At 70.8% G+C, this 26,288-nt stretch carries 27 protein-coding genes and 1 pseudogene; 16 read left to right on the top strand and 12 right to left on the bottom strand.

Annotated features, from left to right (window positions below; genetic code table 11):
* Positions 1 to 219: 219 nt before the first annotated feature.
* Complete coding sequence (locus tag AB0C33_RS14055; protein WP_358287094.1) at positions 220 to 936, bottom strand: hypothetical protein; 717 nt, start codon at positions 934 to 936, stop codon at positions 220 to 222.
* The gene (locus AB0C33_RS14050; RefSeq protein WP_358287092.1) at positions 909 to 1,154 is read right to left on the bottom strand and encodes a hypothetical protein; all 246 of its coding nucleotides are present in this window, start codon (positions 1,152 to 1,154) and stop codon (positions 909 to 911) included. Before AB0C33_RS14050 ends, AB0C33_RS14055 begins: the two co-directional genes overlap by 28 nt.
* Before the next feature lie 359 nt (positions 1,155 to 1,513).
* On the opposite strand from AB0C33_RS14050, the gene AB0C33_RS14045 reads away from it, so the two are divergent.
* Positions 1,514 to 1,993 (top strand): hypothetical protein, encoded by a 480-nt coding sequence (locus AB0C33_RS14045; RefSeq protein ID WP_358287090.1) that lies wholly within the window; start codon positions 1,514 to 1,516, stop codon positions 1,991 to 1,993.
* Between the two features lie 71 nt (positions 1,994 to 2,064).
* On the opposite strand, the gene AB0C33_RS14040 is transcribed toward AB0C33_RS14045, so the two are convergent.
* Entirely contained in the window at positions 2,065 to 4,062 is a 1,998-nt protein-coding gene (locus tag AB0C33_RS14040) for a hypothetical protein (RefSeq protein WP_358287088.1), read from the bottom strand.
* A gap of 416 nt (positions 4,063 to 4,478) precedes the next feature.
* Here AB0C33_RS14040 and AB0C33_RS14035 point away from each other — a divergent pair, with 416 nt between their 5' ends.
* The 6 genes and pseudogenes from AB0C33_RS14035 (at position 4,479) to AB0C33_RS14010 (ending at position 9,032) form a co-directional block, all read left to right on the top strand.
* Positions 4,479 to 5,090 carry a hypothetical protein gene (locus tag AB0C33_RS14035; RefSeq protein ID WP_358287086.1) on the top strand — a complete coding sequence of 204 codons (612 nt, stop codon included), beginning with the start codon at positions 4,479 to 4,481 and terminating at the stop codon, positions 5,088 to 5,090.
* Between the two features lie 67 nt (positions 5,091 to 5,157).
* Positions 5,158 to 5,691: pseudogene (locus AB0C33_RS14030) on the top strand (LLM class flavin-dependent oxidoreductase); the annotation flags it as partial.
* A gap of 79 nt (positions 5,692 to 5,770) precedes the next feature.
* Entirely contained in the window at positions 5,771 to 5,959 is a 189-nt protein-coding gene (locus tag AB0C33_RS14025; protein ID WP_358287586.1) for a hypothetical protein, read from the top strand.
* Between the two features lie 167 nt (positions 5,960 to 6,126).
* Positions 6,127 to 6,960 carry an SDR family NAD(P)-dependent oxidoreductase gene (locus tag AB0C33_RS14020; protein ID WP_358287084.1) on the top strand — a complete coding sequence of 278 codons (834 nt, stop codon included), beginning with the start codon at positions 6,127 to 6,129 and terminating at the stop codon, positions 6,958 to 6,960.
* Positions 6,961 to 6,970: 10 nt separating this feature from the next.
* On the top strand, positions 6,971 to 8,290 hold the full coding sequence (locus AB0C33_RS14015; RefSeq protein WP_358287082.1) for an MFS transporter: 1,320 nt from the start codon (positions 6,971 to 6,973) through the stop codon (positions 8,288 to 8,290).
* A 127-nt stretch (positions 8,291 to 8,417) separates the two neighbouring features.
* A complete protein-coding gene (locus AB0C33_RS14010; RefSeq protein WP_358287080.1) occupies positions 8,418 to 9,032 on the top strand; it encodes a TetR/AcrR family transcriptional regulator in 615 nt (204 codons plus the stop codon).
* A gap of 60 nt (positions 9,033 to 9,092) precedes the next feature.
* Here the strand turns inward: AB0C33_RS14010 and AB0C33_RS14005 are convergent, their stop codons facing one another.
* Together AB0C33_RS14005 and AB0C33_RS14000 are read right to left on the bottom strand one after the other, a co-directional pair.
* Positions 9,093 to 11,255: an MMPL family transporter gene (locus AB0C33_RS14005; protein WP_358287078.1), complete on the bottom strand. Its 2,163-nt coding sequence runs from the start codon at positions 11,253 to 11,255 to the stop codon at positions 9,093 to 9,095.
* A gap of 22 nt (positions 11,256 to 11,277) precedes the next feature.
* A complete protein-coding gene (locus AB0C33_RS14000) occupies positions 11,278 to 11,826 on the bottom strand; it encodes a helix-turn-helix domain-containing protein (protein WP_358287076.1) in 549 nt (182 codons plus the stop codon).
* A gap of 57 nt (positions 11,827 to 11,883) precedes the next feature.
* On the opposite strand from AB0C33_RS14000, the gene AB0C33_RS13995 reads away from it, so the two are divergent.
* Positions 11,884 to 12,045 (top strand): hypothetical protein, encoded by a 162-nt coding sequence (locus AB0C33_RS13995; protein WP_358287074.1) that lies wholly within the window; start codon positions 11,884 to 11,886, stop codon positions 12,043 to 12,045.
* A gap of 442 nt (positions 12,046 to 12,487) precedes the next feature.
* Here AB0C33_RS13995 and AB0C33_RS13990 read toward each other — a convergent pair whose 3' ends face one another.
* A complete protein-coding gene (locus AB0C33_RS13990; protein WP_358287072.1) occupies positions 12,488 to 13,015 on the bottom strand; it encodes a helix-turn-helix domain-containing protein in 528 nt (175 codons plus the stop codon).
* A gap of 105 nt (positions 13,016 to 13,120) precedes the next feature.
* On the opposite strand from AB0C33_RS13990, the gene AB0C33_RS13985 reads away from it, so the two are divergent.
* Genes AB0C33_RS13985 through AB0C33_RS13965 form a run of 5 tightly spaced genes read left to right on the top strand, consistent with a single transcriptional unit; the run spans position 13,121 to position 18,127 of the window.
* Positions 13,121 to 13,414: a DUF2218 domain-containing protein gene (locus AB0C33_RS13985; protein WP_358287070.1), complete on the top strand. Its 294-nt coding sequence runs from the start codon at positions 13,121 to 13,123 to the stop codon at positions 13,412 to 13,414.
* On the top strand, positions 13,411 to 14,823 hold the full coding sequence (locus tag AB0C33_RS13980) for an aminopeptidase P family protein (protein WP_358287068.1): 1,413 nt from the start codon (positions 13,411 to 13,413) through the stop codon (positions 14,821 to 14,823). The genes AB0C33_RS13985 and AB0C33_RS13980 overlap by 4 nt, the downstream gene beginning before the upstream one ends.
* 11 nt (positions 14,824 to 14,834) lie before the next feature.
* Complete coding sequence (locus AB0C33_RS13975; protein WP_358287066.1) at positions 14,835 to 15,998, top strand: aminotransferase class V-fold PLP-dependent enzyme; 1,164 nt, start codon at positions 14,835 to 14,837, stop codon at positions 15,996 to 15,998.
* A gap of 29 nt (positions 15,999 to 16,027) precedes the next feature.
* The gene (locus tag AB0C33_RS13970) at positions 16,028 to 16,864 is read left to right on the top strand and encodes an NAD(P)H-binding protein (RefSeq protein ID WP_358287064.1); all 837 of its coding nucleotides are present in this window, start codon (positions 16,028 to 16,030) and stop codon (positions 16,862 to 16,864) included.
* A gap of 18 nt (positions 16,865 to 16,882) precedes the next feature.
* Positions 16,883 to 18,127, top strand: a complete 1,245-nt coding sequence (locus tag AB0C33_RS13965; RefSeq protein ID WP_358287062.1) for an SGNH/GDSL hydrolase family protein — start codon at positions 16,883 to 16,885, stop codon at positions 18,125 to 18,127.
* 304 nt (positions 18,128 to 18,431) lie between these two features.
* Here AB0C33_RS13965 and AB0C33_RS13960 read toward each other — a convergent pair whose 3' ends face one another.
* From AB0C33_RS13960 to AB0C33_RS13950, 3 genes are all read right to left on the bottom strand, one after another.
* The gene (locus AB0C33_RS13960; RefSeq protein ID WP_358287060.1) at positions 18,432 to 19,226 is read right to left on the bottom strand and encodes a GntR family transcriptional regulator; all 795 of its coding nucleotides are present in this window, start codon (positions 19,224 to 19,226) and stop codon (positions 18,432 to 18,434) included.
* The gene (locus tag AB0C33_RS13955; protein WP_358287058.1) at positions 19,214 to 19,759 is read right to left on the bottom strand and encodes an isochorismatase family cysteine hydrolase; all 546 of its coding nucleotides are present in this window, start codon (positions 19,757 to 19,759) and stop codon (positions 19,214 to 19,216) included. The genes AB0C33_RS13960 and AB0C33_RS13955 overlap by 13 nt, the downstream gene beginning before the upstream one ends.
* 269 nt (positions 19,760 to 20,028) lie before the next feature.
* Positions 20,029 to 20,709 carry a polymer-forming cytoskeletal protein gene (locus AB0C33_RS13950; protein WP_358287056.1) on the bottom strand — a complete coding sequence of 227 codons (681 nt, stop codon included), beginning with the start codon at positions 20,707 to 20,709 and terminating at the stop codon, positions 20,029 to 20,031.
* A gap of 94 nt (positions 20,710 to 20,803) precedes the next feature.
* Between AB0C33_RS13950 and AB0C33_RS13945 the strand changes: the two genes are divergently transcribed.
* Complete coding sequence (locus AB0C33_RS13945) at positions 20,804 to 21,661, top strand: helix-turn-helix domain-containing protein (protein WP_358287054.1); 858 nt, start codon at positions 20,804 to 20,806, stop codon at positions 21,659 to 21,661.
* 4 nt (positions 21,662 to 21,665) lie between these two features.
* Here AB0C33_RS13945 and AB0C33_RS13940 read toward each other — a convergent pair whose 3' ends face one another.
* The gene (locus AB0C33_RS13940; RefSeq protein ID WP_358287052.1) at positions 21,666 to 22,268 is read right to left on the bottom strand and encodes a TetR/AcrR family transcriptional regulator; all 603 of its coding nucleotides are present in this window, start codon (positions 22,266 to 22,268) and stop codon (positions 21,666 to 21,668) included.
* Positions 22,269 to 22,332: 64 nt separating this feature from the next.
* On the opposite strand from AB0C33_RS13940, the gene AB0C33_RS13935 reads away from it, so the two are divergent.
* Positions 22,333 to 23,334, top strand: coding sequence for an ATP-binding cassette domain-containing protein (locus AB0C33_RS13935; protein ID WP_358287050.1), 1,002 nt, complete (start codon positions 22,333 to 22,335; stop codon positions 23,332 to 23,334).
* On the top strand, positions 23,331 to 24,155 hold the full coding sequence (locus AB0C33_RS13930; RefSeq protein ID WP_358287048.1) for an ABC transporter permease: 825 nt from the start codon (positions 23,331 to 23,333) through the stop codon (positions 24,153 to 24,155). Before AB0C33_RS13935 ends, AB0C33_RS13930 begins: the two co-directional genes overlap by 4 nt.
* Here the strand turns inward: AB0C33_RS13930 and AB0C33_RS13925 are convergent.
* Together AB0C33_RS13925 and AB0C33_RS13920 are read right to left on the bottom strand one after the other, a co-directional pair.
* A complete protein-coding gene (locus tag AB0C33_RS13925) occupies positions 24,137 to 24,700 on the bottom strand; it encodes a GNAT family N-acetyltransferase (protein ID WP_358287046.1) in 564 nt (187 codons plus the stop codon). The genes AB0C33_RS13930 and AB0C33_RS13925 overlap by 19 nt on opposite strands.
* On the bottom strand, positions 24,697 to 26,196 hold the full coding sequence (locus AB0C33_RS13920) for a hypothetical protein (protein WP_358287044.1): 1,500 nt from the start codon (positions 26,194 to 26,196) through the stop codon (positions 24,697 to 24,699). Before AB0C33_RS13920 ends, AB0C33_RS13925 begins: the two co-directional genes overlap by 4 nt.
* Between the last annotated feature and the right edge of the window lie 92 nt (positions 26,197 to 26,288).

The raw sequence follows: 26,288 nt of genomic DNA, 5'->3' as shown, positions 1-26,288 counted from the left end.
ATTACTCACTTCACGCTTCTAGCGTTGCTGCCTTTTCTGCGCTAAAGCCGCCTATCAGGTCACACAAGGGCGAATTTGGAGGATCCAAGCGATCTCCGCAAACCCGGAAGCCGGGTGGGCAGCAACAACCGCCAAGAGCGGGCCTATCCCCAACCGCACGTCGACGAACGTCGCGGGGTGCGCGCCCGGGTCGGCGCCAGGACCGGATGGTCCGGCGGGTCATTTCCAGAACTTGGTCTCGGGAAAGGCGCCGGAGGGACCGTCCAGGAGAGGCCGGCCGCGGCCGCGCAGGTGCCGGTCCATGAAGGCGGCCACGTACGCCCGCGTGATCTCCAGATCTCTGGCCGATCGCTTGGTCAGCACCGTGTAGTCGGTGAACGAGGCGTGGTCGCCGCCCTGGATCGTGAGCCAGCGCTTCCAGCTCTTCATGAGCGCCCAGTCACGGCCCCAGGTGAAGTCCTTGCCGCCCGGCTCGTGCACCTCGCCGGCGCCCATCAGAATGAACGGCCGGGACAACCCCTCGCCGGGAAGGGGCACGAAGAACGGGCCGTCCATGTCGACCCCGGCGCGTACGCGCGAGTCCTTGACCATGGTCCACGACGTGCTCGATCCGCCCAGGGAGTGCCCCGTCATGCCGATGCGCGAACGGTCGACGAGCCGGGCGCCCTTCCAGACGGGGTGCCGTCCGAGCAAGCGGTCGAGCACGAACGACACGTCCGCCTGGCGTCCCCTGACCGCCTTGTCGCCGAAGGCCCGGGCGTCGGCCTCCTGTTCCGGGCAGGCTGCGCAGGCGGCCAGACGGCCTCCGGGGAGCGTGGTCCCGTACGACTCGTGGACGTGGTCGACGCCGACGACGACGTAGCCCCGGCTGGCCAGCTCCTCGGCGAGGCCGGTCAGCGACGAGCGCGTCATCGTGAACCCGGGCGAGAGCACCACCAGCGGCAGCGTCCCGTTCCGGCCGGCCGGGCGGGCGGGCGGGCGCCGGTCACCGAGTGGGTCCTGATGCCGCTGACCGCCTTGCTCGGGACGTCCGTGACCTTCTGTCCCTTGAGCATGGCGGCGGCTTCCTCGTCCGTCATGTAGGGCGCGGGCCGGCCGGCGGCCTCTCCGGCGGGGTACCACAGCGAGACCAGGTGCAGGCTGACCGTCCCCACGGCCCGGGTTCCGGTCGGGGCGGGCAGCGCGAAGGGCTGGACGGGCTTGGTGTGTGGCTCGGTCCGCGGCCCGGCGGGCCGTGGCCGCCCAGCGCAGGCGGGGACGCGGGCCGCGGGCGAGGGGCAGCCGGAGGCCCTGCCGCTGGGACGGCGCCTCGAATACGCCCCTCGCATGAGTTGTCAACCAGAGGTCAACGTGCGATTCGCCCGGTCAGGCTGGACAGACGGGCGGTGACGGACGTCACCTGCGCTGTGCGTACTTCTACGCCGAGCGAAATCCTGGCCGCCCCTACCGTCGAGGACATCGAACCGAACTCCTCGAACGGAGAACAGCCATGTCCCTCAGATCCCGCCGACCGATGATTGTGAAGCGTCTGGCGACCGCGGGCGCCGCAGCCACCATCGCCGCCGGTGCCGTCCTGGCCGGTTCGGCCGGGCCGGCACAGGCGGCCGGTGAAGACCTTCATGTCACGCTGCGCTTATGCACGATCTTCAAGACCCAGACCATCACCTGCGCGCCGGACTTCGTCCTGGCGAAGGACCCGATTCCCGCGGACGTTCCCTTCCGCAGGAACTACTCCCTGATCCACCGCCCGAACAGCCTGATCCAGAGCAACTTCAGCGTTCAGGTCTTCAGGAACGACACCGGGGGCCCGGTGATCGCGCAGACGAAGTCCGTCCTGCTGATCGACCAGCAGACGGGCAAGACGCTCGCCAAGGCGGTCGGCCCCCAGGTCACGCTCCCGGCCAACACAGTGATCACGAAGAACCTCTCCGTGTCGGAATCCGTCAACCCCAGCCAGGCCAACAGCGGCTACACGATCACCTGGCACAAGTGATCCGTCCGGATCGGGAGACCGCGCGACGGCTGGCCTGGCCTGGCCAGAGCCGTTGTTCTTACAGTCCCTGGTTACAGCAGGCCGCCGCCGCGGTGGACGACGTGGAGTTTGCCGTCGTACGCCGCGACGGCAGGGCGTTCGACGGAGGTGGCAGCGGGGCTGAAGGAGGTGTCAGTGCTCCAGCTGGTGCCGTTGAAGCTGGACCAGTAGAGCTTGGTGTTGCGGTTGGTGTAGCTGCCGCGGTGGACGACATACAGCTTGGCCCCGGTGCCGTCGTTGAAGACCGTCAGGGATGGTGAGACGGCACTGTTGTGGGTGCCCAAGGGGACGGGGCTGCTCCAGCTGCCGCCGCCCATGGTGTTGCGGCGTGCCCAGTAGAGTCTTTCGTCGGAGCCTGGGCCGCGGAAGACGCAGTACAGCTTGTTCTGGAACACGGCGAGTGCCGGACCGTCCGCGCTTCTCTGGTCCCAGGCGTTGCCGTGGTACCAGCCGTTGCCGTTGTAGTACACCGTGTGCAGATGGCCGTTGCCCTGGCCACGGTAGACGCAGTACAGGGTGTTCCCGAGAACCGCCAGCGCCGGCGCGGAGGGGCTGGCGTGGCCGCCGATCGGCGTGTCGGCGCTCCAGCCGGTGCCGTCGAAGGTCGACCAGTACAGCTGCTCGTTGTCGTTACTGCCACGGTGGACGCAGTACAGCTTGTTGTCGTAGGCGGCCAGTGCGGGCGCGGCATTGCTGAGGGGGCCGGGGAAGAGGGTGTCGGCGCTCCAGTTGGTGCCGTCGTAGTGGCACCACCACATTTGCTGGAAGTCGCCGCTGGTGTGCGCGCAGTACAGCTTGTTGTCGAAGACAGCCAGCGCGGCGCCCGTGCGAGCGGTAGCGGTGGGCAGCAGCGTGCCCTGGCTCCAGGTGCCGGCGTTGGAGGAAGTGGTCAGGCGCAGCCGTTCCTCGTCAGGCAGGGTGAGGCGGAGGTGGAGATCGAAACGGCCGATGCCGTTGAAGCCCCAGTGGTCGATGGCGCCCGGGCGGTTGGCCAGCGCGGCAAGCGCGGGCCGACTGAAGACGATGGTGCGATTCTGCACCAGATCGTCGTCGTTGCGGAACCACTCGATCAGCGCTTGGACGAGCGCGGTGATGACCGTGAGGTAATCCCCGATGTCCGATCCGCCGCCCTCCCAGTACCAGGCGGGATTGTCCTTGAACTGGTAGGCGATCTGCTGCAGCTTGTCGCCGATCTTCTTCAGGTCTTCGACGAGCTTGTTGTGCCAGGAGGAGGGGCTGTCGTCGGCTTCCCAGCACTGGATGTGGATGGGCAGGCTGTTGCCGACCCGGCCGTTGAACAGGGTGGTGCCCGCGTCGAACACGCGCACCGAACCGGTCTGGACGTCGCCGTACTCCCGCGTCTTGTTCCACTTGTTCCTGGCGGTCTCGTTGGCTGAGGCGTAGGCCCAGTAGATCTCGTCTTGAGGGCCGAACACGGTGTCTCCGGTACTGCGCCGGCATTCGAACCGTTGCAGGTCGAGCCTCAGGTCTATCGGCGGGGGCGAGACCGGGGTCGCGGTGTCAGAGCGGGAGGTGCCGACGACGGTGACGCCGTAGCCGTAGTCGGCCATGGCCTGGAGGAAGTCCTCGCTGTCGAAGGGCTCGTCCTCGGCGAGGGCGTCGATGTTCACGAAGTTCACGTTGGGCAGGGCGCGGAGTTCCTCGCCCAGGGCGGCGATGTCCTTGGCCAGGTCGTCTTGTGTGTAGCCCTCGGTGAGGGGACGATCGGCTACGGTGGCGGAGAGTGTCTGGCGGGTGCCGGCCGTGTTCTCCTCGGTGAAGGTGCGGCCGAATGCACGGACCTCCTCGTCGTCGTCCGCCAGTGGCCGGAGCAGGTCTACGAGTTCTTGTTCGAGCTCGGTCAGCTCCAGCCCGGCCTCCAGGCGCGCGGCGCCGCGCAGCATCACCCCGACCAGCAAGAAGACGGCCGGGGGCGGCGTTGCCCGGCGGGCGAGGCGTTCGGTGGCCGGGCGGCCCTGCAGGGTGGCCCGTACGCGTTCCAGTCGCTCCGCGCGCGTGGGATATGGCATGTGCTACCTCCATCACGGCCGGTCCCGCACAGACCGGCCCGGCATTGACGTTACGTACCGCAAAGGGTCGATTACACCCCTCGGGTAGGCGGAGACGGGAATTGTCCGCAACCGGCCAACGGGGTGCGGTCACCTCCGCGGGCCGATGTCCCGACAGTGGCCTGCCCTCCTCCCTCTCACGGCACGCTGCGCAGACGGCAAACCCTCCTCTCCCGCCCGGAGCGCGGCGACAGGCGTACCGCTGATCTCTGCACTCAGCCTCCTCGAAGACCGATGGGACAGAATGGGTTCAGCCTGGTGTGGGCCGCAGGACCCTGAACGTGTGCAGCGCCTGTCCCCTCGATCCCCGAAGGCCGTCCTGCGGGCACGCTCGATCAGGTCGCGGATGGCGTACGACCTTGTCCGAAGGAGATGTCATGCGGGTAGCGGTGGTCACGTTCGACGGGTTCAACGAACTCGACAGCTTCATCGCCTCGGCGCTGATCAACCGATGCCGGGCCGACGGGCTGGAAGCGTTCATCACGACGCCTACACCGGTGGTCACGTCGATGAACGGCGTCCCGGTGACCGGGCAGCGTCCGATCGAGTTCGTGCGCGAAGCCGAGGTCGTGCTCATCGGGAGCGGGGTGAAGACCCGCGACGTGGTCGCCGACGACCGGCTGCTGTCCATGTTGCCGCTCGACCCCGCCCGGCAGTTGATCGGTTCGCAGTGTTCGGGAGCGCTGGTGCTGGCTCGTCTGGGCCTGCTGGAGCACATGCCGGCCTGCGCGGACAGAACCAGCCGGCCGTTCGTCGAAGCCTGCGGCGTCACCGTGCTGGACGCCCCCTTCCACGCGCAGGGGAACATCGCGACGGCGGGCGGGTGCCTGGCGTCACAGTATCTGGCCACCTGGGTGATCACCCGCACCCTCGGCGAGGACGCCGCCCGCGCGGTCCTCGACTACGTCGCCCCGGTCGGCGAGAACGACGAAACGGTCGACCGCGGTCTCCGCGCCGTCCACGAGGGCGGCGGGCTCACCCTGCGTTGAGCCTGGCGAGCCTGCAGTATGACCGCGGGCGGCTCACGACACCAGGTAGGTCTGGCACGTCGTGCCCATGCCTCGACGGGCTCCCAAGCTTGCCTTGGGGCCGATGGAGGGTGAGGCGGCCGAGTGTGACCTGCTGTTCGTGAATCTGTTCCACGCCCGGATGGGCGAGAGCCGCTTTTCAAGTGGAACGGGTTCTATTGCGCTCCGCTGCTATGCGGTTCGCCCATGCCGGGTCCATGACCGACCCGTCGTACTGCGTCCCGCCGACCCAGGCCGCCGAGGTGGTGGGATGCGCGAGCGTCAGCGGGGCGGACTCGATCGTCCCCCGAAGGAGTCCGACGCGAGCTACCCGTACGCCCTGCGCGGCTACTGGGAGTTCCTGAAGGACAAGAGCTTCATCGAGACGTTCGTCCTGGCCGCGGCCATGGGAGCGGCGACCTCGACTATCCGGTTCACGACGTTTGTGCTCAAGCTACCGATTCGCCCGCCGGTGCTGGTCGCCCAACAGGCGAGTTCGATCGCCTGCCCGACCAGCAACCGGCTGGGCCTCGGCGTGTGGCTCAGCCCATGGCCCGAGGGCTTCGCGGCGATGGGGGTGCCGTGGTCACGAGCTGGACGCGCCGCCGGCCAGGCTGGCCGCCCTGCGGGCCAGGGAGGGAACAGCCGACCGGCCTTTCGAGATGCACGCGATCTCCTCCGACGCCTACAGCGCGGACCGGGTCAAGCGGCTGGCCGACAAGGGGATCATCGACCTGATCGTCGGTTTCCGGTGGCCGTACATGAAGGGTCCCGACACCGAGCCGCAGGCCAGGAAGATCGAGAAGCCGGAGCGCTTCGCCGAGTCCGCGATCTCCAGGATCAACCCCTAGCGGCAAACGAGAACAGGTTGTAGACACGCGGCCGGGCAACGAGAGCGGCGTCCATCACGGACGAGTATCGAGGCGATCACGCGGCATTCTCGGAGCTAGCAAACCGACTGATCAGTCAGTAGGCTCGCCGACGAAATCCATGGCGGCTTCGAGCAAGGGATACCGCGATGCCTGGATCTGATCAACTCGCCGGCCGTACGGCGGTCATCACCGGTGGGGCCAGCGGCATCGGGGCCGCGCTCTCGGCCGAACTCGGCGCGCGCGGGATGTCGGTCGTCGTGGCCGACATAGACGGCGCCGACGCCCGGCGCCTCGCCCGCGAACTGGATGAGAGCGGGATTCCCGCGCTCGGCATTCGCGTCGACGTCTCCGACCCCGAGTCGGTCGACGCCCTCGTACAGGCCAGTTACGCCGAGTTCGGCTCCGTCGAGGTGCTCTGCAACAACGCGGGCGTGCTCGCCTTCGGCACGGTCGCCGAATCGTCGCTCGGTGACTGGCGCTGGCTCTCGTCGGTGAACATCGAGGGCATGCTCAACTGCCTGCGTGCCTTCCTGCCGAGGATGCGCGAGCGGACCGGGTGGCGTCACGTGATGAACACCGCGTCGACCCATGCCTTCCTGCCCGACCCGCAGGGCACGTCCCTCTACAGCGCCACAAAACACGCCATCGTCGGCCTCTCGCTCGGGCTGCGGGCTGAACTCGAGCCCGACGGCATCGGCGTCACGATTCTGTGTCCCGGCCAGGTGGCGACCCGCATCCTCGACTCCCAGCGCAACCGGCCCGACGTGTTCGGCCCCCCGGCGGCCGAGTTGTTCGGAACAGGCACCGTCCCGATGGCCATCGAACCCGGTGAGGTCGCGCGCGACGCTGTCGAAGGCATGCTGCGCGGCGCCCCCTTCGTCTTCTCGCTTCCCGCGCACGACCACGACCGGTTCCGGTCCCAGGTCGAGGAGCTGTGGCGGCTCGCGGGCGATGCCCTGAACGACAGCGTCGAGCCGTAGGGACATCTCGATGGACGAGCGGCTCCCGCCCCAGTCCCCGCCGCAGACTCACGCGGCCGGCGTCTCTTCGACCGCGCCCGCGCCTCCTGAGTCGTCCGGACCCGGCGATCGGCACCGGGAGGACCGCGGTCTGCGGCGGCTGTTCGTCACCGTGCCGTTCGTCAGCGCCGCCGCACCACTGGGCTACGCCGTCTCGGCCTACTTCCTGGCGCTTCAGGTGCAGGCCATCGACACCACGGCCAAGGTCGAGAACCTGACCATCGTCAACACCATGAGCGCGCTCGCCGCGATGATCATCCAGCCGCTCGTCGGCGTCCTGTCCGATCGCACCCGTACGCGCTTCGGCGCACGTGCGCCATGGATGCTGGCCGGAGCCCTCTTCGGCGCCGTCGGGCTGATCACCGCGGGACTGTCGACGACCGTGACTCAGTTGGTCGTGGTCATGATGGCCGTACAACTCGGCTTCAATGCCCTCCAGGGTCCGCTCGCGGCGATCCTGCCAGACCGCGTGCCCTCCCGGCTGCGCGGACGGTACTCGACGCTCACCGGGCTCGGCGCGATCGCCGCGGCGATCGCGGGCCCGGTCCTCGCCTCCGCCTTCGCCACCCGCATCCCCGTCGGCTACGCCGGCTTCGCGGGCGTCATCCTGCTGATCATCGTGGTGTTCGTCGTGGTCAATCCCGACACCGACAACCGCGGTGTGGCACGGCCGGCGTTCTCCATCCGGGCCTTCCTCAAGGCGTTCTGGGTCAATCCCCTGCGCCATCCCGATTTCTTCTGGGCGTTCCTGGGCCGCGTGCTCATCTTCGGCGGCTACTACATGGTGCAGACCTTCAACATCTACATCGCCCAGGAGTACATCGGCCTGAGCCTCACCGAGGCCGCGCGGCTGGTTCCCCTGATCGGACTGATGGGCCTGCCCGGGTTCATCATCGCCATCGCGGTGTCCGGGCTCCTGTCGGACCGTGTGGGCCGGCGCAAGCCGATCGTCCTGGTCGGCGGGCTCATCATCGCCGCATCGGCGCTGTTCCTGCTGATCTTGCCGACTGTGGGCGGTCTGATGATCTCGACGGTCGTCCTGACCATCGGCTTCGGTGTCTTCATCTCGGTGGACCAGGCCCTCGTCTCGGAGGTCCTGCCCAGTGAGGACGACCACGCCAAGGATCTGGGCGTGATCAACATCGCCGCGACCCTGCCGAACACGATCGCGCCCGTCGCCGCCGGCGGCATCGTCACGATCTTCGGAGGGTACGCGGCGTTGTATCCCGTGGTGGCGATCGTCGCGGGCGCGGGCGCTCTGGCGGTTCTTCCGATCAAGAGAGTGCGCTGACGGGACAAGGCGCCCTCCCGGGCGGCCGGCCACGCGGGTGAACGGTAGGCTGGCGCGGAAGAAATTGGGCCTTGCACAACCATGTCCGCCTGCGTCGAGCGAGGCACCCGGACGACAGGAACGACGGATGGCGAAGACGCATGACGCCGAGCGAGCCGGTGCCGCCCGGCGCGCCAAGATCGTGAGCGCCGCCCTCACGCTGTTCGCGGTACAGGGCTACCGGGGGACCTCCCTCGCGGCCGTCGCCAAGCAGGCCGGGATCACCCAGTCCGGCCTGCTGCATCACTTCCCAACCAAGGAAGCTCTGCTGGCCGAGGTGCTTGCCGAACGCGACCGGCAGACCTTCGACGCGGTCGAGGTCGGCCGCGAGTACGAGGGGCCGGCCATGGTCCGCGCCCTGGAGATCGTGGATGACATGGTCAGGCGGAGCCGGCAGAACCGCGAGCTCACCCGCATGGGGCATCTCGGCGCCTTCGGCTCGAACGACCTCCCGGAGATCGCGCTGGAATGGGCGCGGGAGCGTGTCCGCACGTTCCGTGCTCATCTGGCCGCCGTGGTCAAGGAAGGCGTCGCTACCGGGCACGTACGCGCGGATGCCGACCCCTCTGCGGTGGCGTCGCTCATCATCGGCACCATCACCGGCCTTGAGGAGCAGTGGCTGCTCGACGAGTCCTTCGACATGGTCGCGGCGATGGGTGCCTTCATCCGGATCCTGCGCCGCGACCTGATCATCGAGGGCTAGCGCCGCCCTGGCCGGAGCCGTGGGCGAAGCCCGTGCGGGCCTCGCCCACTTGATCGGATGTCAGACCTTGACGGCGTTCGTGGAGTCGGCATGCTGCCGGTCGGCCTCGGTCCCGCGCAGGCTCTCGCCTTCGATGTCGAGATTCGGCAGGACCCGGTCGAGGGGCCGGGGCAGCCACCAGGCCGCGCGGCCGAGCAGCGACATCGCGGCCGGCACCAGGGTCAGGCGGACGATGAACGCGTCGACGAGCACGCCGACGGCCAGCGCGAATCCGATGGACTTGATGATCGGATCGTCCATGAACACGAAACCGCCGAACACGGCCGCCATGATCAGCGCGGCGGCGGTGACGACGCGGGCGTTGTGACCCAGGCCGTTGACGGTGGCCTGCCGCGGGCTGTCGCCGTGCACGAAGTCCTCGCGCATCCGGGAGACGAGGAAGACCTCGTAGTCCATGGCCAGGCCGAACAGGATCCCGATGAGCAGGATCGGCAGGAAGCTCACCAGCGGCCCCGGGACGTCGATGCCGAGCAGGTCGGCCAAGTGCCCCTGCTGGAAGATGGCCACGGTGATGCCGAACGTGGCGCCGACGGTGAGCAGGAAGCCCAGCGCCGCTTTGAGCGGCACCAGCACCGAGCGGAAGACCAGCATCAGCAGCAGGATCGACAGCCCGGCGACGAGCAGCAGGTAGACGGGCATCGCCTCGGCGAGTTTCGCCGACACGTCGATGCCGATGGCGGTGGCGCCGGTCAGCGCGATGGTGGCGCCCTGGACGGCGGCCACGCGCTCCCGGATGGAGTGCACGGTCCGCTCTGTGGCCGCGTCGGTCGGGCCGGCCTTGGGGATGATGGTCATCAGTACGGTGGTGCCCTGCTGGTTGGGCTGCGGCGGGGAGACGTGGAGCACACCGTCCGTGGACTCGATCAGCCGCGCGGCCTGCTCGGCGGCCATGCTGGTGGCCTGGGCGTCGGCGCCGGAGACAACGGCGATCAGCCTCCCGTTGAAGCCGGGCCCGAATCCCTCGCTGATCAGGTCGTAGGCCTCGCGGGCCGCCGAACCGGAAGCCGCGGTGCCGGCGTCGGGCAGGGCCAGGCGCATGTCCTGGGCGGGCAGGGCCAGCGCGCCCAGTCCGGCGACGCCGACTAGCAGGATCGGGATCCGCAGCCGGGTGACGAGCCGGCCCCAGGCGTACCCGAAGCCCTCGGGCCCGGGGGCGGGCATCCGCCCGCCACGCTGCCTACGAGGCAGGACGCGGGCGTCGGCGAAGCCGAGCATCGCGGGGAGCAGGGTGAGGGCGACCAGCACCGCCAGGGTGACGGTGCCGGCCGCGGCCAGCCCCATGACGCTCAGGAAGGGAATGCCGACCACGGAGAGGCCGGCCAGGGCGATGACGACGGTGGCGCCGGCGAAGACCACAGCGGAACCCGCGGTGCCGATCGCACGCCCGGCGGCCTCCTCCGCAACCTCACCCTCGGTGAGGTACTGCCGGTAGCGGAAGGTGATGAACAGCGAGTAGTCGATGCCCACGGCCAGCCCCAGCATCAACGCCAGGATGGGCGCGGTGCCGGTCAGTTCCAGCACCCCGCTGAGGGCGAACAGCCCGGCCATCCCGGCCGCGACGCCGATCAGCGCGTTCAGCAGCGTCATGCCGGCGGCCACCAGAGAACCGAAGGTGATGAGGAGGACCACCGCGGCGACCAGGACACCGAGCGCCTCAGTGGAGCCGATCTCCCCTCCCGCCTTCATGATCTCGCCGCCGTGCTCCGCCCGGAGCCCGCGCGCGGAGGCGCCGACCTGCTCGTACGCCGTACGCTGCGCCGCGCTGACCTCGTCGGCCGGGGTGTCGAACTGGACCTGGACCAACGCGTAGCGGCCGTCCGGAGTGACCGAACCGGCCGTGAAGGGATCGATGGCGGCGATCACACCGGGGACTCCACCGGCCTCCCGCACGACGGCCGCGACCGCGGCTTTGTCCAGTTCCCGTCCTTCGGACGCGGCGAGGACGATGGTTCCGGTCACGCCACCGGCCTGCGGGAACTGCACCCGCAGGGAGTCGAGCGCGCGCTGGGACTCCGTGCCGGGGATCGAGAAGTTGTCAGTGGTGGGACCCATGAAGGCGGCGGCCGCCCCGCTCAGCAAGGCGAGCAGAAGCAGCCAGACGGCCAGCACACGCCCCCGGCGGCGGAAGGAGAACCGGCCGAGCCGATACAGCACAGAAGCCATGAAGGATGTCTTTCCTCGAAGTTCAACGGGGGGCGCGGCCGAGCGTGCGCAGGGCGCCGTCGATCAGCTCGGCACGCAGGTCCTCGTCCGGCACCGGCACGTCACTGGCGCAGGTCACCGATACCGCACCGACGACCATGTAGGCGGTGACCAGGCCCCGGGACTCGGTCGAGCCGTCCACCATCGCGGTCATCAGCCGCCCCACGACGGCCGGCACGGCCCCCAGAGCCGGATGGCCGGCCAGCACGGGAATGTCCTGGAACAGGACCTTGACCTCGCGCCGGAACCGCATGGCCAGATCGACGAAGCCGGTGACGGCCGCGGCCACCGCCTGGTCTCCCTCCAGTCCGGAAAGCCGGGCGTCCAGCTCTCCCAGCCCTTCACCGGCGGGGGTCAGCAACTCGGCGAGGATCGCCTCCTTGCTGACGAAGTAGTAGAGCAAGGACGCCTTCGAACAGCCGACCACCTGAGCGATGTCGTGCAGCGAGGTGCCCTTGTATCCACGCGTGGCGAACAGACTCAACGCCGAGTCCAGGATGTGGCCGCGCAGGGCGGAAGCGGGACGTGCCATGCCCTCAACCATAACTGTCCGATCGGTCAGCTCTGACCGATCGGACAGGATTCGACTGTGGCCTTCCTCACGACGCAACATGGGCGGTTTATCCTGAGGGGCGGCCAGTCCGTCACGCTGCCCGCGACCGTCTCCGGCACCGCGACCTTCGCCGCGCGGGTGGAGATTTTCTCGGAGAAGATCCGGCTCACCTCGGCGGCATTGAGGGAGTCCAGCTGAGCGTCCAGCGACTGGCGAGGCGGCCCCGCCACAGGTCATGACCATGGACGGTCTCGTGGCCAACGCCCCAGCCGTTCAAGGGCCCCGCACGCAGAGTTTCACGCTGGTCAAGCAGAACGAGGGCAGCACCGGCATCCGTGCCTTCTATGGCGCCTAAGGGGGCACCCCTGGGGCTTTCGGCGGTGAAAACGACGCCGAACTGACGTTCACTCGCGTAGACGATCTGTGAACCCGGCGGCGCGCCGACGGGAAGCCCGCCGGCTGCCCGACGCTGTCCGTCGTCTGGCCCATGGTTCATGAACGCAGCCCCGCCAACGGTGCTGTGGTCAGCCCTTGATGGCCTCCGATCCGGCGCTCCCCGTGAAGCGGCGGGACGGGGAACGTCGTCCTCTGCTGAGGAACGGCGGCAGCTTGTCGCCCCGTTGGCCGGTCGGCGTGGTTGTCACGTGGGGCGACCTTCCGGTGGCAGGCGGGGGATGTCGGCGCGGTAGAGGCTGAGGAGCAGTCCGTAGGGCTCGGTGCCGTGTTCGGGGTTGAGGCGCTGACCGTGTTCGTAGTCTTCGATCCGTCCTGCCAGCGTGCGGGCCTCTTCCGGGGTGAGCCAGACGTGGTGCAGCACGGTGTGGCCAGGGTCGCCCGGTCGTACGGGTGACATCTCGGCCAGAGCCGCGTCGTGCAGGAATCTGGCGCCGGTCTCCTCGTCGAGCTGGAAGCCGCGGTTGACGAGTTCGAAGCGCTGTTCGGTGCCGCCGCGCACCTGGCGGGTGCTCGCGAGGCGGACGAGCCCGGCCTCGCGCAGGACCCGCACGTGGTAGCCGACCGTGCCCTTGGTGGAGTCGAGCGCGGTGGTCAGCTCGCTGAGGGTGGCCGGGCGCTGGCGCAGCAGGTTCACCATGCGGTGGCGCATCGGGTGTCCGAGCGCCTTGTACTGCGCGGATGAGCGCAGAGAGAGGAGCTGCTCATCGGTCATGAGGTCAAGTGTCGAGGACCGTCGACGCTTTTGACAAATCGCGCGAGACGTTGGCAGACTGCCGAGCGCCTAAAGCGTCGACATATCTAAACACTTGGAGGATGCATGCTTCTGTCCACGGCACACGTCGCGACCGACCGCCCCGAGCGGTACGCCAAACAGCTCGTCTCCCATCTGGGCCACAAGGCCGCCGCCGAGCACACCGGCCCGGGGTGCGCGACGATCACCTTCCGCTCCGGAGCCTGCTCTCTGCGGTCGAGTCAAGGGGTGCTCGTCCTGGTCGTCGAGGCCGCGGACCTCGACGCGCTGGGCGGCGTCCAGGACGTCGTCACCAGGCATCTCCTGCGCTTCGCCGCTCACGAAGAACTCCACGTCGACTGGACCGGGAGCCGGCGATGACCAAGGCCGCCCACGACCCCGACTTCCCGCCCAGGCTCCTGGAGTTCATGCGCGCGGCCTGGCTCGACCAGCCGCTGGACGTGCGTCCCCAACCGGGCGTGCCGCACTACGCGCGCCGCCGCGCAGAACTGTCGCGCGCTTTTCCCGGGGAGACGCTGGTCATCCCCACCGGACCTGCCAAGATCCGCGCCAATGCCACCCTCTACCGCTTCCGCCCGGGAAGCGACTTCTCCTACCTCACCGGCGACCACGACCCCGACGGTGTGCTGGTCCTGCGACCGGGCGGTGACGCCCTGCTCTACACCCACCAGCGCTCCTCGCGGGAGACGGACGAGTTCTTCCGCGACCGGGCCGGCGAGCTGTGGGCCGGGCGCCGCCGTACGCTCGACGAGAAGACGACCGAGCTCGGTGTCGACACCGCCCCGCTGGCCGGCCTCGACGCCGCCCTGGCGCGATGCGTGCCAGGGCGCACCCGGGTGCTGCGCGGGCTCGACGCCAGGGTCGACGCGGCCGTGCCCGCCGACGACGTCCGTGACCGGGCGCTCTCGGCGGCGATCGCCGAACTCAAGCTCGTCAAGGACGAGTGGGAGATCCGCCGGCTCCAGGAGGCGGTCGACGCCACCGTCCGGGGGTTCGAGGACGTCGCCCGGGTGCTGCCCGCCGACCGGGGTGTGTCCGAGCGGCTGATCGAAGGCGTCTTCGGGCTGCGCGCCCGGCACGACGGCAACGACGTCGGATACGGCTCGATCGTCTGCGCCGGAGCGCACGCCACGATCCTGTGCTGGAAGCGCAACGACGGCTTCACCGCGCCCGGCGAGTTGCTGCTCATGGACATGGGAGTGGAAGGCCATCAGCTCTACACCGCCGACATCACCCGCACCCTGCCGGTCTCCGGTGTCTTCACCCCGCTCCAGCGCGAGGTCTACGACATCGTCCACGCCGCCCAGCAGGCCGGTATCGCAGCGGTCAAACCGGGGGTGAAGTTCGCCGACGTCCATCTGACCTGCATGCGGGCGCTCGCCGAGGGCCTGGTCGAGCTCGGGGTGCTCAAGGTGAGCGCCGACGAGGCGATGGACCCGGCGTCGATGCACTACTGGCGGTGGACGCTGCACGGGTTCGGCCACATGCTGGGCACCGACGTGCACGACTGCGCCAACGCCCGGCCCGAGCGCTATCGCGGGGGCGAGCTCGGCGCGGGCAACGTGCTGACCGTCGAGCCCGGGCTGTACTTCCAGCCGGAGGACGATCTGGTTCCCGCCGAGCTCCGCGGGATCGGGATCCGGGTGGAGGACGACATCCTGGTCACCGCGGAAGGCGCGGTCAACCTGTCCGGCGCGCTGCCCAGCCGGGCCGACGAGGTGGAGAACTGGCTCGCCGCCCAGCGCGAGGCGGGACCTCGACTGCCGTGAGTCTCCTGGATGTGGCACGTGCCCGCCTCGACACCCCGGGATGCGCCGAGGTGGTGCATCTCAACAACGCCGGTGCGGCGCTCGCTCCGGCCCCGGTGCTCGACGCCGTCATCGGACACCTGCGGCTGGAGGGGCGGCTCGGGGGATACGAAGCCGCCGCCGTCGCGGCTCCGCAGGTGAACGCGGTCTACGAGGCGATCGCCCGGCTGATCGGCTGCCTGCCGGGCGAGATCGCCGTGGTCGAGAACGCCACCCGCGCCTGGGACATGGCCTTCTACGCGCTGCGCTTCGGACCGGGGGACAGGATCCTGACCTCCCGCGCCGAATACGCCAGCAACGTGATCGCCTTCCTGCAGGTCGCGAGCCGTACCGGGGCTCGGGTCGAGGTGGTCGACGACGACGAGCACGGCCAGTTGTCGGTGCGCGACCTGGAGCGACGGCTCGCCGCCGACGTCAAGCTCGTGGCCGTCACCCACGTCCCGACCCAGAGCGGACTGGTCAACCCCGCGGCCGAGATCGGCCGGCTGACCCGCGCCGCGGGCGTACCGTTCCTGCTCGACGCCTGCCAGTCCGTTGGGCAACTCCCGGTCGATGTGCGGAAGCTCGGCTGCGACCTGCTGTCGGCCACCGGCCGCAAGTTCCTGCGCGGGCCGCGCGGCACGGGTTTCCTCTACGTCTCCAAGCGGCTCGCCGACACCTTGGAACCGCCTTTCCTCGACCTGCACGCTGCCATCTGGACCGGCCAGGACACCTACGAGATCCGTTCAGGCGCGCGCAGGTTCGAGAACTGGGAGGCCAACTACGCGGCCAAGATCGGCCTCGGCGTCGCGGTGGACTACGCCCTGAGCTGGGGCGTCGAGGCGATCGCGGAGCGCGTCACCGCGTTGGCCGCCCGGCTGCGGCGGCGGCTGGGGGAGCTGCCTCGGGTGACCGTTCAGGACCGGGGGCAGCGGCTGTGCGGGATCGTCACCTTCACCGTCGACGGCGAGTCCGCTGCCGACGTGCACCGCCGCCTGAGCGCGGCCGGGATCAACACCAGCGTGTCCGCGGTCACGTCCGCCCGCTACGACCTGGGCGAGCGTGGCCTGGCCGCCGTGGTGCGGGCGTCGGTGCACTACTACAACACCGACGAGGAGGTCGACGCGCTCTGCGCCGCCTTACAGCGTCGGAACTGAGTGTTTCGTTCTGAAACTAGGAGTCCTTGATGTACCTCATAACCGGCGCCACCGCCCACTTCGGCCGACAAGCCGTCGAAGTGCTGCACGCCGCGGGCCACCCTGTCCGCGCTCTGACCCGCACGCCCGAACGAGCCGCCCTGCCGCAGGGCGTCGAACTGGCCCAGGCCGATCTGACCAAGCCCCAAACCCTCCCGGCCGCGCTCGACGGAGTGAGCGCCCTCCTGCTGGTCCTGCAGTACGGCATGGACCCGGCGCCGCTGCTGGCCGCCGCCCACGAAGCCGGGGTGAGCCGGATCGTCTTCCTGTCCTCGGGCGCGGTGGTCGACGGCGCAGGCGCGCAGCCGGATGTGATCGCCCAGTACCACGGCGACGTGGAGCGGGCCATACGCGAGTCCGGCCTGGAGTGGACGATCCTGCGGCTGCTCTTCCCGGCGATCAACTCGCTGACCTTCGCGATGCAGCTCTCCGGCGGCGACGTGATCCGCGCGCCGTACACCAGGGCCGCCTTCAGCGCCATCCACGAATTGGACGTCGCCGACGTCGCGCTCGCGACGCTGACCCGCCCCGGCCACGCCGGGCAGACCTACCACCTGACCGGGCCGGAGTCACTCACCCAAGCCGACCAGGTCGCCATCCTCGGCCAGGCTCTCGGCCGCCCGCTCACCGTCGAGGACCTCGATCCCGCGCCGGTGCTGGAGCAGATGAGCGCCTTCATGGATCCGGCCTTCCTCGGCGCGTTGTTCGAGCTGATGGCGGCCTGCGTCGGCAAGCCCGCCGACGTCAACGACACCGTCGAGCGGATCACCGGCCACCCCGCCCGCACCTACGCGCAGTGGGCCGCCGACCACGCCATCGACTTCTGACCCAAGGATCCTCCACTCATGCTGTTCACCAAGACCCTGGCCGCGCTCACCCTCGCCTTCACCGCCGTCCCCGCCCAAGGCGGTACGACGCAGCCCCGCTGGACGGGCGCCTGGGCGGCAGCCGTCCAGCAGCCCTCACCCGGCGGGCTGCCTTGGTCGTCCAACTGGTCGGAGCAGGGCTTCGAACGCCATTCTGTCCGTCAGGTGCTCCGCGTCACCGGGCCGGGAGCCGCCCTCCGCATCACCATCTCCAACCGGTACGGCACCGCGCCTCTCACCGTGAACGGGGCGACGATCGCCAAGGCCGCGACCGGCGCCGCCGTGCGTCCTGGCACTCTGCGCGCCGTCACCTTCTCCCGGCGCGCGGACGCCGTAGTCAAGGCCGGCCAGGAGCTGGTCAGCGACCCGATCCCGCTCCAGCTGCAGGCGCTCGACCGGCTGGCCGTCACTCTCTACTTCCATGGCGCGACCGGACCCGCCACCTTCCACGACATCTCCTCGGCCACCAGCTACCGGGCGTCCGGCGACCACCGGTTCGACCCGCGCGGCAGCGCCTTCACCGACACCACCCAGTCGTGGTACTTCCTCAGCGGCGTCGACGTGCTCGGCGCCTCAGCCCGCGGCGCGGTGGTGACCTTCGGCGACTCGGTCACCGACGGCACCGGCTCCACCCCGGACGCTGACAACCGCTACCCTGACCAGCTCGCCGAGCGCCTCGTCGCCTCCGGCACCCGGCTGACCGTCCTGAACAGCGGGATCTCCGGCAACCGGGTCCTCTACGACCACCCGCTCTTCGGCGAACGCGCCCTCGCCCGCTTCCAGCGGGACGTGCTCGACAAGCCGGGCGTACGAACGGTGATCGTGATGGAGGGCATCAATGACATCACCTATCGTGACCCCGACGTCACCGCCGATCAGATCATCGCGGGACACCGCGAGTTGATCCGGCGCGCCCACGCCCGGGGGATCCGCGTCGTCGGTGGCACCATCATGCCGTTCAAGGGCAACCCGTGGCTCTACCCCGACGGTACGGCTGAGCCGTACGGTCTGGAGCAGGTCCGCGACCAGGTCAACGCCTGGATCAGGACCGGCGGCGAGTACGACGCCGTGGCCGACTTCGAACGCGCCCTCGTCGCCCCGGACGACCCCGACCGCCTGCGCCCGGAGTTCAACGTCCGCGACGGCCAAGAGGGCGACTGGCTCCACCCGAACGACGCGGGCCTGAACGCGATGGCCGAGACCATCGACCTGAACGCACTGTAGGACCGCGGCCCCGCCGTCACGCGCCGCGGTTCGGCAAGACACCCGACAGCTGTCTTGCCGGCTTGCATCCGCGTGGGGCCGTCATACGGATCCGAAGCCTCCGGCCAGTCCAGAGATCCGAACTCCGTACAGGCTCCAGGGCGCCGGCCGGGGCTTCGGATCCGCCAGGCCCCCCGCTCGTGGCCGCACGCAAGCACGGACGTCAGGCGCCCGGGCGGCGGCTCCAGCAGGGGCCGATGGCGGTCTTCGGCTGACCGTGAACAGTGTTTCCACGAGCCCGGTCGCGTCGTCCCGAGCGATGGGCCTACGTCCGGGGTGGCATCTCGATGCCGGCCCGGCTGACGGAAGTGCTCTTGGTCAGGACCCGCAACACGTCCCGGCGCACGCGCTCGCACCGGCCGCGCATGGCCTCGCGGGCGCCGTCCGCGTCCCGGGCGCGCAGGCGCTCGTGGACGCCCGCCAGCTCCCCGGGCGGGCTCGCCACCTCCGGAGCGATCAACGCGGCCATCCGCAGCACCCGCTCCAACTCGTCCAGTACGCCGACGATCGCCTTGGCGTACCGGCCGTTGCCGCCGGCGTCGGCGATGACGGCCTCGAACTCGATCCCGGCCCGCAGCGACTGCTCCAGGTCGGCCTCGCCCGCCGCGAGCGCGCGGGGCACCTCGGCCAGCTCTTCGAGCCGCTCCAGCGCCGGGTCCTCGACGCCGCGGCGCGCGGCGGCGGCGGCGCTCTCGCCGGCCAGCAGCGTACGCAGCGCGCACAGGTCGTCGGTGTCCTGGAGGGTGATTGGGCTGACGACGTAGCCGGCGCGCGGCAGCGCGTCCACGAGCCCGTCGCGCCGCAGGCGGGCCAGCGCCTCGCGCACCGGCGTCTTGCTCATCTGCCACTGCCGCGCGAGCGACGCCTCGCTGAAGCTGCTGCCCGGCGGCAGTGTCAGGTCGATGATCTGGCGCCGGATCGCCCGGTACGCCTGGCCGGTGCGGTCGAGGCCGGTGACCTCCTGGCCGACCAGCAGCAACGCGGGCAGGTGAGCCATCGCGCCGGTCACGGGGTGAAGCGGGCGGGACGCCTCCCGCCCGTCCGCGATCAAACTTGCCACTTGTCGCACGACACCACTTCGAACCCCCGGCTCGGGAAGACGGCGTCCACGAAGAAGTCGTGCAGCGCCGGATCGCCGTCGCCGCAACCGTCGCTCAGCACCGTCACCTGGTAGCCGCGGTCGGCCGCGTCGTAGCAGGTCGCGGCCACCATCGCACTGGTGGCGACCCCGGCGACCGCCACAGTGGTGACGCCCCGCGCGCGGAGCACGAGGTCGAGGTCGGTCCCGGCGAACGCGCTGGCGCGGCGCTTCAGCACGACGACGTCCTCGTCGGCGACCGGCAGGGCGAGCTCGGTTCCGGCCGACCCCTCGTGGAAGGCGTCGCCGGCCTCGAAGAACGACTTCATCAGCGCGCTGCCGGGCGGCACGTCCGCCCCGTTGGCCCGGAACGCGAAGTGCACGAACACCACCAGGACGCCGGCCGCCCTGGCGCGGGGCAGCAGTTCGGTGAGCGGCGGCACGACCTGCTGGGCGAACGGGTAACCGCCCGTGATGCCCCGCTGGAGGTCGCCGATGATGAGTGCAGTGGTCACGACATTGCTCCGTCCAGTGTTTCCGGCGGGCGCGACGGCCCGCGCCTCCTCCGGTCAAACTGGGATCACAGTAGGCAAGAGTTGAGATATCAGCAACCGGAGCGCGACGGCGACGGTCTTCCGGCGCGCCGGAATTGCTGCGCCTTCGCGTGCCGCTGGTCTTCTTGGCCTCCGTGGCTCAGGTCCCCATCGCCCTGCCCGGCAACGTGGGCGGCATCACCTGGCCGGTGTGGCGGAAACGCCTGTCATGCGCGATCGGTGTCCGAGGCTCATCCTGCGATCGTGAGGGGCAGGCCGGACAGCAGGCGGTCGCGCAGGACGTCGCCGCGGACGCCGATCTCGGGCAGGTCGTCGGGGCCGGGGGCGCCGCTGATCAGCAGTTCCGGCACGAGGAGGCGGCTGAGCGGGACCTCGGGCGACGGGTCGGCCAGGGCGCCGACGTCGGCGTCGGACAGGTCGAGGTAGGCCGGCGTGAGGGCCCTGCCGTGCAGGGTGCCGGCGACCAGGTCGGGGCAGAACTCGTCCCAGAAGATCGAGACGGTGGTGCGCAGGTCACCATGGATCACCACCAGCTTGTCGGTCATGTCGCCGACGAACGTCTCGGCCGTCACGTGGCCGCGCACGACCAGCTTGGCGTCACCGGCCAGGTAGACGTTCCGCGCCCGCAGGTCGCCCAGGACGATCAACGCGGCGGAGCCGTCGTCCACGTCGGTGACGTTCCCGTCGACGACCAGGTCGCCGTCCACGATGTAGCCGGTCGCGGCGTCGGGGGCGTGCTCGCGCCACGGCGTGCGCTCGTGCTCGTCGAGGGGGAGCTCGCCGGTCACCGTGGCGGGACCGGGCACGAGGATGTACTCCTCCTCGTACAGGTTCCCGTACGTCTCCTTCGGCAGGCCGCGCCGCTCGAACAGGTCAACCGCATCGTCCCAGGCGAGATAAGTCGATCGCATGCGCGTGACCCTAGCAATCCAGCCGGGTGGTGTTCGCCGGGCGTGTTCCCGGCCGCCGAGATCACCCGCGGCGCGGGGCTCGTACGATGGCGGGGTGCGGTCAGTTGTGCCGGTTCGCGGTCAAGTGCCCGGATGGGAGATCACCGTCCCGTCGCGGCCCGGCGGCCTGCCCGGGGTCGTCATGGCGGGGTTCAGCGACCGGGCCAACGAGTTCCGCGACCTCGCCCTGGTCCCGCACCCCGCGGTCACCCTGCTCTTCGACCTCGGCGACGAGCCGTTCGTCATCGAGGACGACCACGGTTCCAGGCAGCTCGGACGCGTCGTCGCCGGCCTCGCGCCCCGGCAGGTGCGGGGGAGCGGTCTGACCCGCCGGATGGAGTGCCTGCAGATCCGGTTGTCGCCGATGGCGGCGCACGCCGTCCTGGGCGCGTCCGCCGAGCTGAGCGGCACGGTGGTCGCGCTCGACGACCTCTGGGGGCGCGAGGCCGAACGCGTCCAGGAGCGGCTGCGGGCCGCCCGGTCGTGGGAGGACCGGTTCGCGATCGCTCGGGACGCGCTGGCCAGGCGGGCCGACGAGGGCCGGGCCGCCGATCCGGAGGTCGCCTTCTCGTGGCGGCGGATGGCGGCCAGCGGCGGGCGGGTGCCCGTCGAGCGGCTCGCCGCCGAGGCCGGCTGGAGCCGCAAGCGCCTGTGGGCCCGGTTCCGCGCCCAGGTCGGCCTCACGCCCAAGCGGGTCGCCCGGCTCATCCGCTTCGACCATGCGGCCCACCGTCTGGCCGCCGGTGATCGGGCCGCCCTGGTGGCGGCCGAGAGCGGTTACGCCGACCAGTCGCATCTGCACAGGGACGTCATGACCTTCGCGGGGGTGACGCCGGCCGCGGTCGCGCTCTCGCCGTTCCTCGCGGTGGACGACGTCGCCTGGCCGTCCGGGCCTCCCCGCGACCTCGCCTAGCGGCTCAGGTCCGGCCGCCGCCGACCAGGCGCAGCGCGCTGTCCAGGCACAGGGCCGCCGCCTCGGGGGCGGTGAGTCGGCCGCCGGCGATCTCCTCCGCGGCGGCGTGCTGGAGCCCGATGACGGCCGCGGCCAGCCAGGCGGCGGGGGGCGACCGGTCGAAGTCGCCGGTGTCCTGGCCGCGCCGGACGAGCCGTTCGAGGCGCGGCGGCACGACGTCGTGGGGGTCGTCGTCCGCGGGCCGATGGGCCCGGGACACGGTGAGGTCGAGCAGCAGGGGATGGCGGCGCAGGAACTGCCAGCCGGCGTCGAGGAAGCGGGCCAGCGCGTCGGCGGGCGGGGCCGTGTCGAGGCCGGCGGCGTCGAGCAGGGCCGCGTACTCGGCGGCCGCGCTCTCGATGAGGGCGGCGAGCAGGGCGTCCCGTGAGGGGAAGTGGGCGTAGACGGTCTGGCGGGTGACGTTCGCGGTGGTGGCGATCTCTTCCACGCTGGCGTCGGGCCGCTCGCCGAGGACGACGCGGGCCGCTTCGAGGATCGCGTCGATGCTGCGGCGGGCGTCGGCTCGCCGGCGGCGGGTGCGGGTGGCGGTGTCGAGTGCGTCGGCCATCGCAGCGATGATAGCCCGCCGACGCAAACTTGACAGCGCGTAAGAGATAATTAAGTCTTACGGCATGTCAAAGTTAAGCGGCGATCCCGCGATCGAGGCGTACGGACTGGTCAAGGTCTACGGCGGGCACCGGGCGCTGGACGGGATCGACCTCACGGTCCAGCGCGGCCAGGTGTTCGGGTTCCTCGGGCCCAACGGCGCGGGCAAGACCACCACGATCCGCGTCCTGGCCACCCTGACCCGCCCCGACGGCGGCGCCGCCCGCGTCCTCGGCCACGACCTGCTCACCGAACGGGACGCCGTCCGCGCCCGCGTGGCCGTCACCGGCCAGTACGCCGCCCTGGACGAGGACCTGACCGGCCGCGAGAACCTGACCATCCTGGGTCGCCTCCACGGGCTGTCCCGCGCAGCCGTCCGGCGGCGCGCCGACGACCTGCTCGACGCCTTCGAGCTGACCGGCGCGGCCGGCCGTCCGGTGGGCGGGTACTCGGGCGGGATGCGCCGCAGGCTGGACATCGCGGCCAGCCTGATCGTGCCGCCCGAGCTGCTGTTCCTCGACGAGCCGAGCACCGGGCTCGACCCGCGCAGCCGCGGCCACGTGTGGGACCTGGTCCGGCGGATCGCCGCGGCCGGCACGACCGTGCTGCTCACCACCCAGTACCTGGAGGAGGCCGACCGGCTCGCCGAGCGGATCGCGGTCATCGACCACGGCCGGATCGTGGCCGAGGGCACCAGCGCCCAGCTCAAGGCCCGGGTCGGCGCGGGCACCCTGCGCCTGCGGCTGCTCGACGGCGGCCAGCGCCCGCGGGCCCGGCAGGTCCTCGCCGAGGCGCTGGCGGGGACGGTCCGGCTCGCCGACGACGACCCGCTCGCGCTGTCCATGCTGCTCAGCACCCGTGCCGACGCCACGGACACCGGCCGGCTGATCGGGCACGCCATGACCCGGCTCGCCGAGGCGCGGGTCGGCATCGCCGAGATCACGCTGGGACAGCCCAGCCTGGACGAGGCGTTCCTCGCCCTGACCGGCGACCTGTCCACCCCCGACCACCAGGACGTGAACGCATGACCACCACGGCACAGCCCTACCGGACCGACGTCCTGATCGCCGCGACCGGGGCCCGCCGCCGCGCCGGCGCGTTCACCGCCACCGCGACCTTCGCCCGGCGGGCCGTGCTCAAGACCAGGCACGACCCCAAGCAGCTGGTGGACTCGATCGCGATCCCGGTCCTGTTCACCGTGCTGTTCACGTACCTGTTCGGCGGCGCGGTCAGCGGTTCGCCCGGCGACTACCTGACGCTTCTCCTGCCGGGCACGCTCAGCATGAGCATCGCCATCGTCACCATGTACGGCGGCGCCCGCCTGGCCAAGGACGTGACGACCGGGGCCTTCGACCGGTTCCGCTCGCTGTCGGTGTGGCGGGGGGCGTTCGTGCTCGGCGGGCTGGTCAGCGACGCCGTCCGATACGTGTTCGCGTCCGGGATCGTGGTGGGGCTCGGGCTGGTCATGGGGTACCGGCCCGCGGGCGGGGTGGCGGGGGTGGCCGCGGCGGTGGCGCTGGTCGTCGCGTTCGGGCTGTCGCTGTCGTTGTTGTGGGCGGCGGTCGCGCTGCTCGTGCCCGACCAGGCGGTGGTCATCAGCATCGCGAACGTCGTGCTGATGCCGCTCTCGTTCGCCAGCAACATCTTCGTCGAGCCCGCGACGATGCCCGGCTGGCTGCGGGCCTTCGTCGAGGTCAACCCGCTCAGCCACGTCGCGACCGCGGCCAGGGGACTGATGAACGACACCGCGGGCGCCGCCGGGGCCGTGACCTGGTCGCTCGTCGCGACCGCCGCCGTCGCCGCGGTGTGCGGGCCGCTCGTGCTCTTCCTCTACGGCAGGCGCGGGTGAGGTGACGGCTCCTGGTGGGCGGCTCTGGTGATCTCGTGCACCGCGACCGGCCGTCCGTGGCCCGGGACCACCGTCTCGAACGCGAACCGCAGGCCGAGCTTGTCCATCACCCGGCGGGACCGCTGGTTGTCCACGTGACGGATGCTGACGATCCGGTCGAGGCCGCACTCGGCGAACCCGAACCACAGCAGCCGTCCGGCCGCCTCGGTGGCGTAGCCGTTGCCCCAGTACGCTCGTCCGAGCCGCCAGCCGATCTCCACGGCGGGCAGGATCTCGGGGAGGAACGCGGGCACCGTCAGGGTGACCCAGCCGGCCGCCAGCCCGGTCTCGCGCACGACGACGGAGAGCAGGCCGTGCCCGCTTTCCTGCCATTCCCGCCGGGCGCGCGCGATCCACGCCGCCGTGCGGTCCGGGTCCGGCGGCAGGACGGAACCGTCGCCGATGTACCGCATGACCTCGGGATCGGCGTTCATGGCGGTGAAGGGGGCGAGGTCGTCGTCGTCCGGCAGACGCAGCAGCAGGCGGTCGGTCGTCATGGGGATCATCCGGCGATGATGCCAGAACCGGGCGGCGCGGACGGTACCGGCGCGGCCCCGCGGCGCAGGGCCCACCACGTCGCGACCGCCGCGTACGCGCCCAGCACGGCGAGCCCCGCCCACCCGGGCAGCGGGAAGTATCCCGCCGAGGGCGCGTAATGGGCGGTCACCTGCGGATACTCCACCCGCGTCTGCAGCACGGCGAAGCCCGCCGCCGGGGTCAGCCGCAGCAGCCACCCCGCGACGGCGTCGGGCAGCAGCGGGAACGCCGTCAGGCCGTACGGCAGCGCGACCAGCGCGAGCGCGACGAGGGCCGCCGCCCGGCGCAGCCACACGCCCAGCCCGTACGCGAGGACGGCGCCGAGCGCGAGCACCAGGCCGGCGCCGGCGATCACCCGCGCCCCGGTGAGCAGCGGCAACGGTTGCGCCGGCACGCCGTTCCCCTTCATGATCGCGATGCCCACCGGCAGGACCACCCCCGCGGCGACCAGCCCGGTCACGAAGGCGGCCACCCCTGCGACGGCGGCGCGCACGGCGACCACCCGCCGCGGGACCGCCTCCCGGGCGGTGCGCGAGCCGAGGCGGGCCGCCACCACGAGCACGACGGCGAGCGCGATCACCAGCCCGGCCAGGAGGTTCTCGACGACGCGCGGGCTGTCCTCGCCGAGGGGGCCGATGTCGCCGGTGCCGCTGACCGTGACGACCTCGCCCTTCCGCACGGCTCCGGAGGGATTGTGGTACTTCTCCCAGTCGGTCTGGTTCATCTGACCGACGGGTTCACTGACCCAGTCGCCGTCGCCGCCCTCGACGGTGACGTGGTCGAAGACGCCGACGGCCTGGGTGAACCGCGACTCCTCCACCGCGCCGCCGAGGCCGGTCTCGCGGAGCGTGAGGTCGCCGGGTGAGGTGGCGAACAGGCCGACCCGCACGGTGTCCGGGAGCCCGGCCAGCGTCGCCGTGCCGACGGTGTGCCAACGGTTGCCGTCGGCGGACTCGGCGCCGGTGATGGTGTCGCCGGAGCGGGTCAGGCGCAGCCAGCGGGGGAGCCGGTCGCGGCTGCCCGCCACGTCGTGCCGGTAGTCGTACTGGAAGCGCACGCCGTGGGCGCCGGTCATGGCCAGGGCCGCGTAGCGGGAGCCCTGGCGGGGGCCGTCCTTGACGATGATCCCGGCCTTCGCCCAGGGCACCAGACCGGCGACGATGCTGTCGTGGTTCGGCGGGGGGTAGGTGATCGTCCCGGTCATGGACGTCATCCGGACCGTGATGGCGCCCTGGCGGCCCAGGCCGCGGTGCAGGAACCAGAACGTGTCGCCGACGGCGGAGCCGTCGGCGGCCACGGGGGTGGCGGGGCTGGCGGGGCAGGGGCCGTCGCAGGAGGAGTGGCTCCCGGACGCCGACGACAGGCCCAGCCCGATGACGGCGAGGACCGCGACGGCAAGGGCGGTCAGGCGGCCGGGACGGCGGAACGCGGCCCATTCCCGGCGGAGGAGGTCGGTGATCGACATGCCAACGGTTATAGGGATCGACGCCTAACACCCCCAGAACGACGCCTGTCACCCCGCTGTCACCGGGCCGCCTCGCTGTCGCGGCGGCCCTT

Source organism: Nonomuraea sp. NPDC048881, assembly GCF_040649795.1.
Lineage (GTDB): Bacteria > Actinomycetota > Actinomycetes > Streptosporangiales > Streptosporangiaceae > Nonomuraea.
Note: the sequence above shows the minus strand (reverse complement) of the source record. Positions and strands in the feature narration are given on the sequence as shown.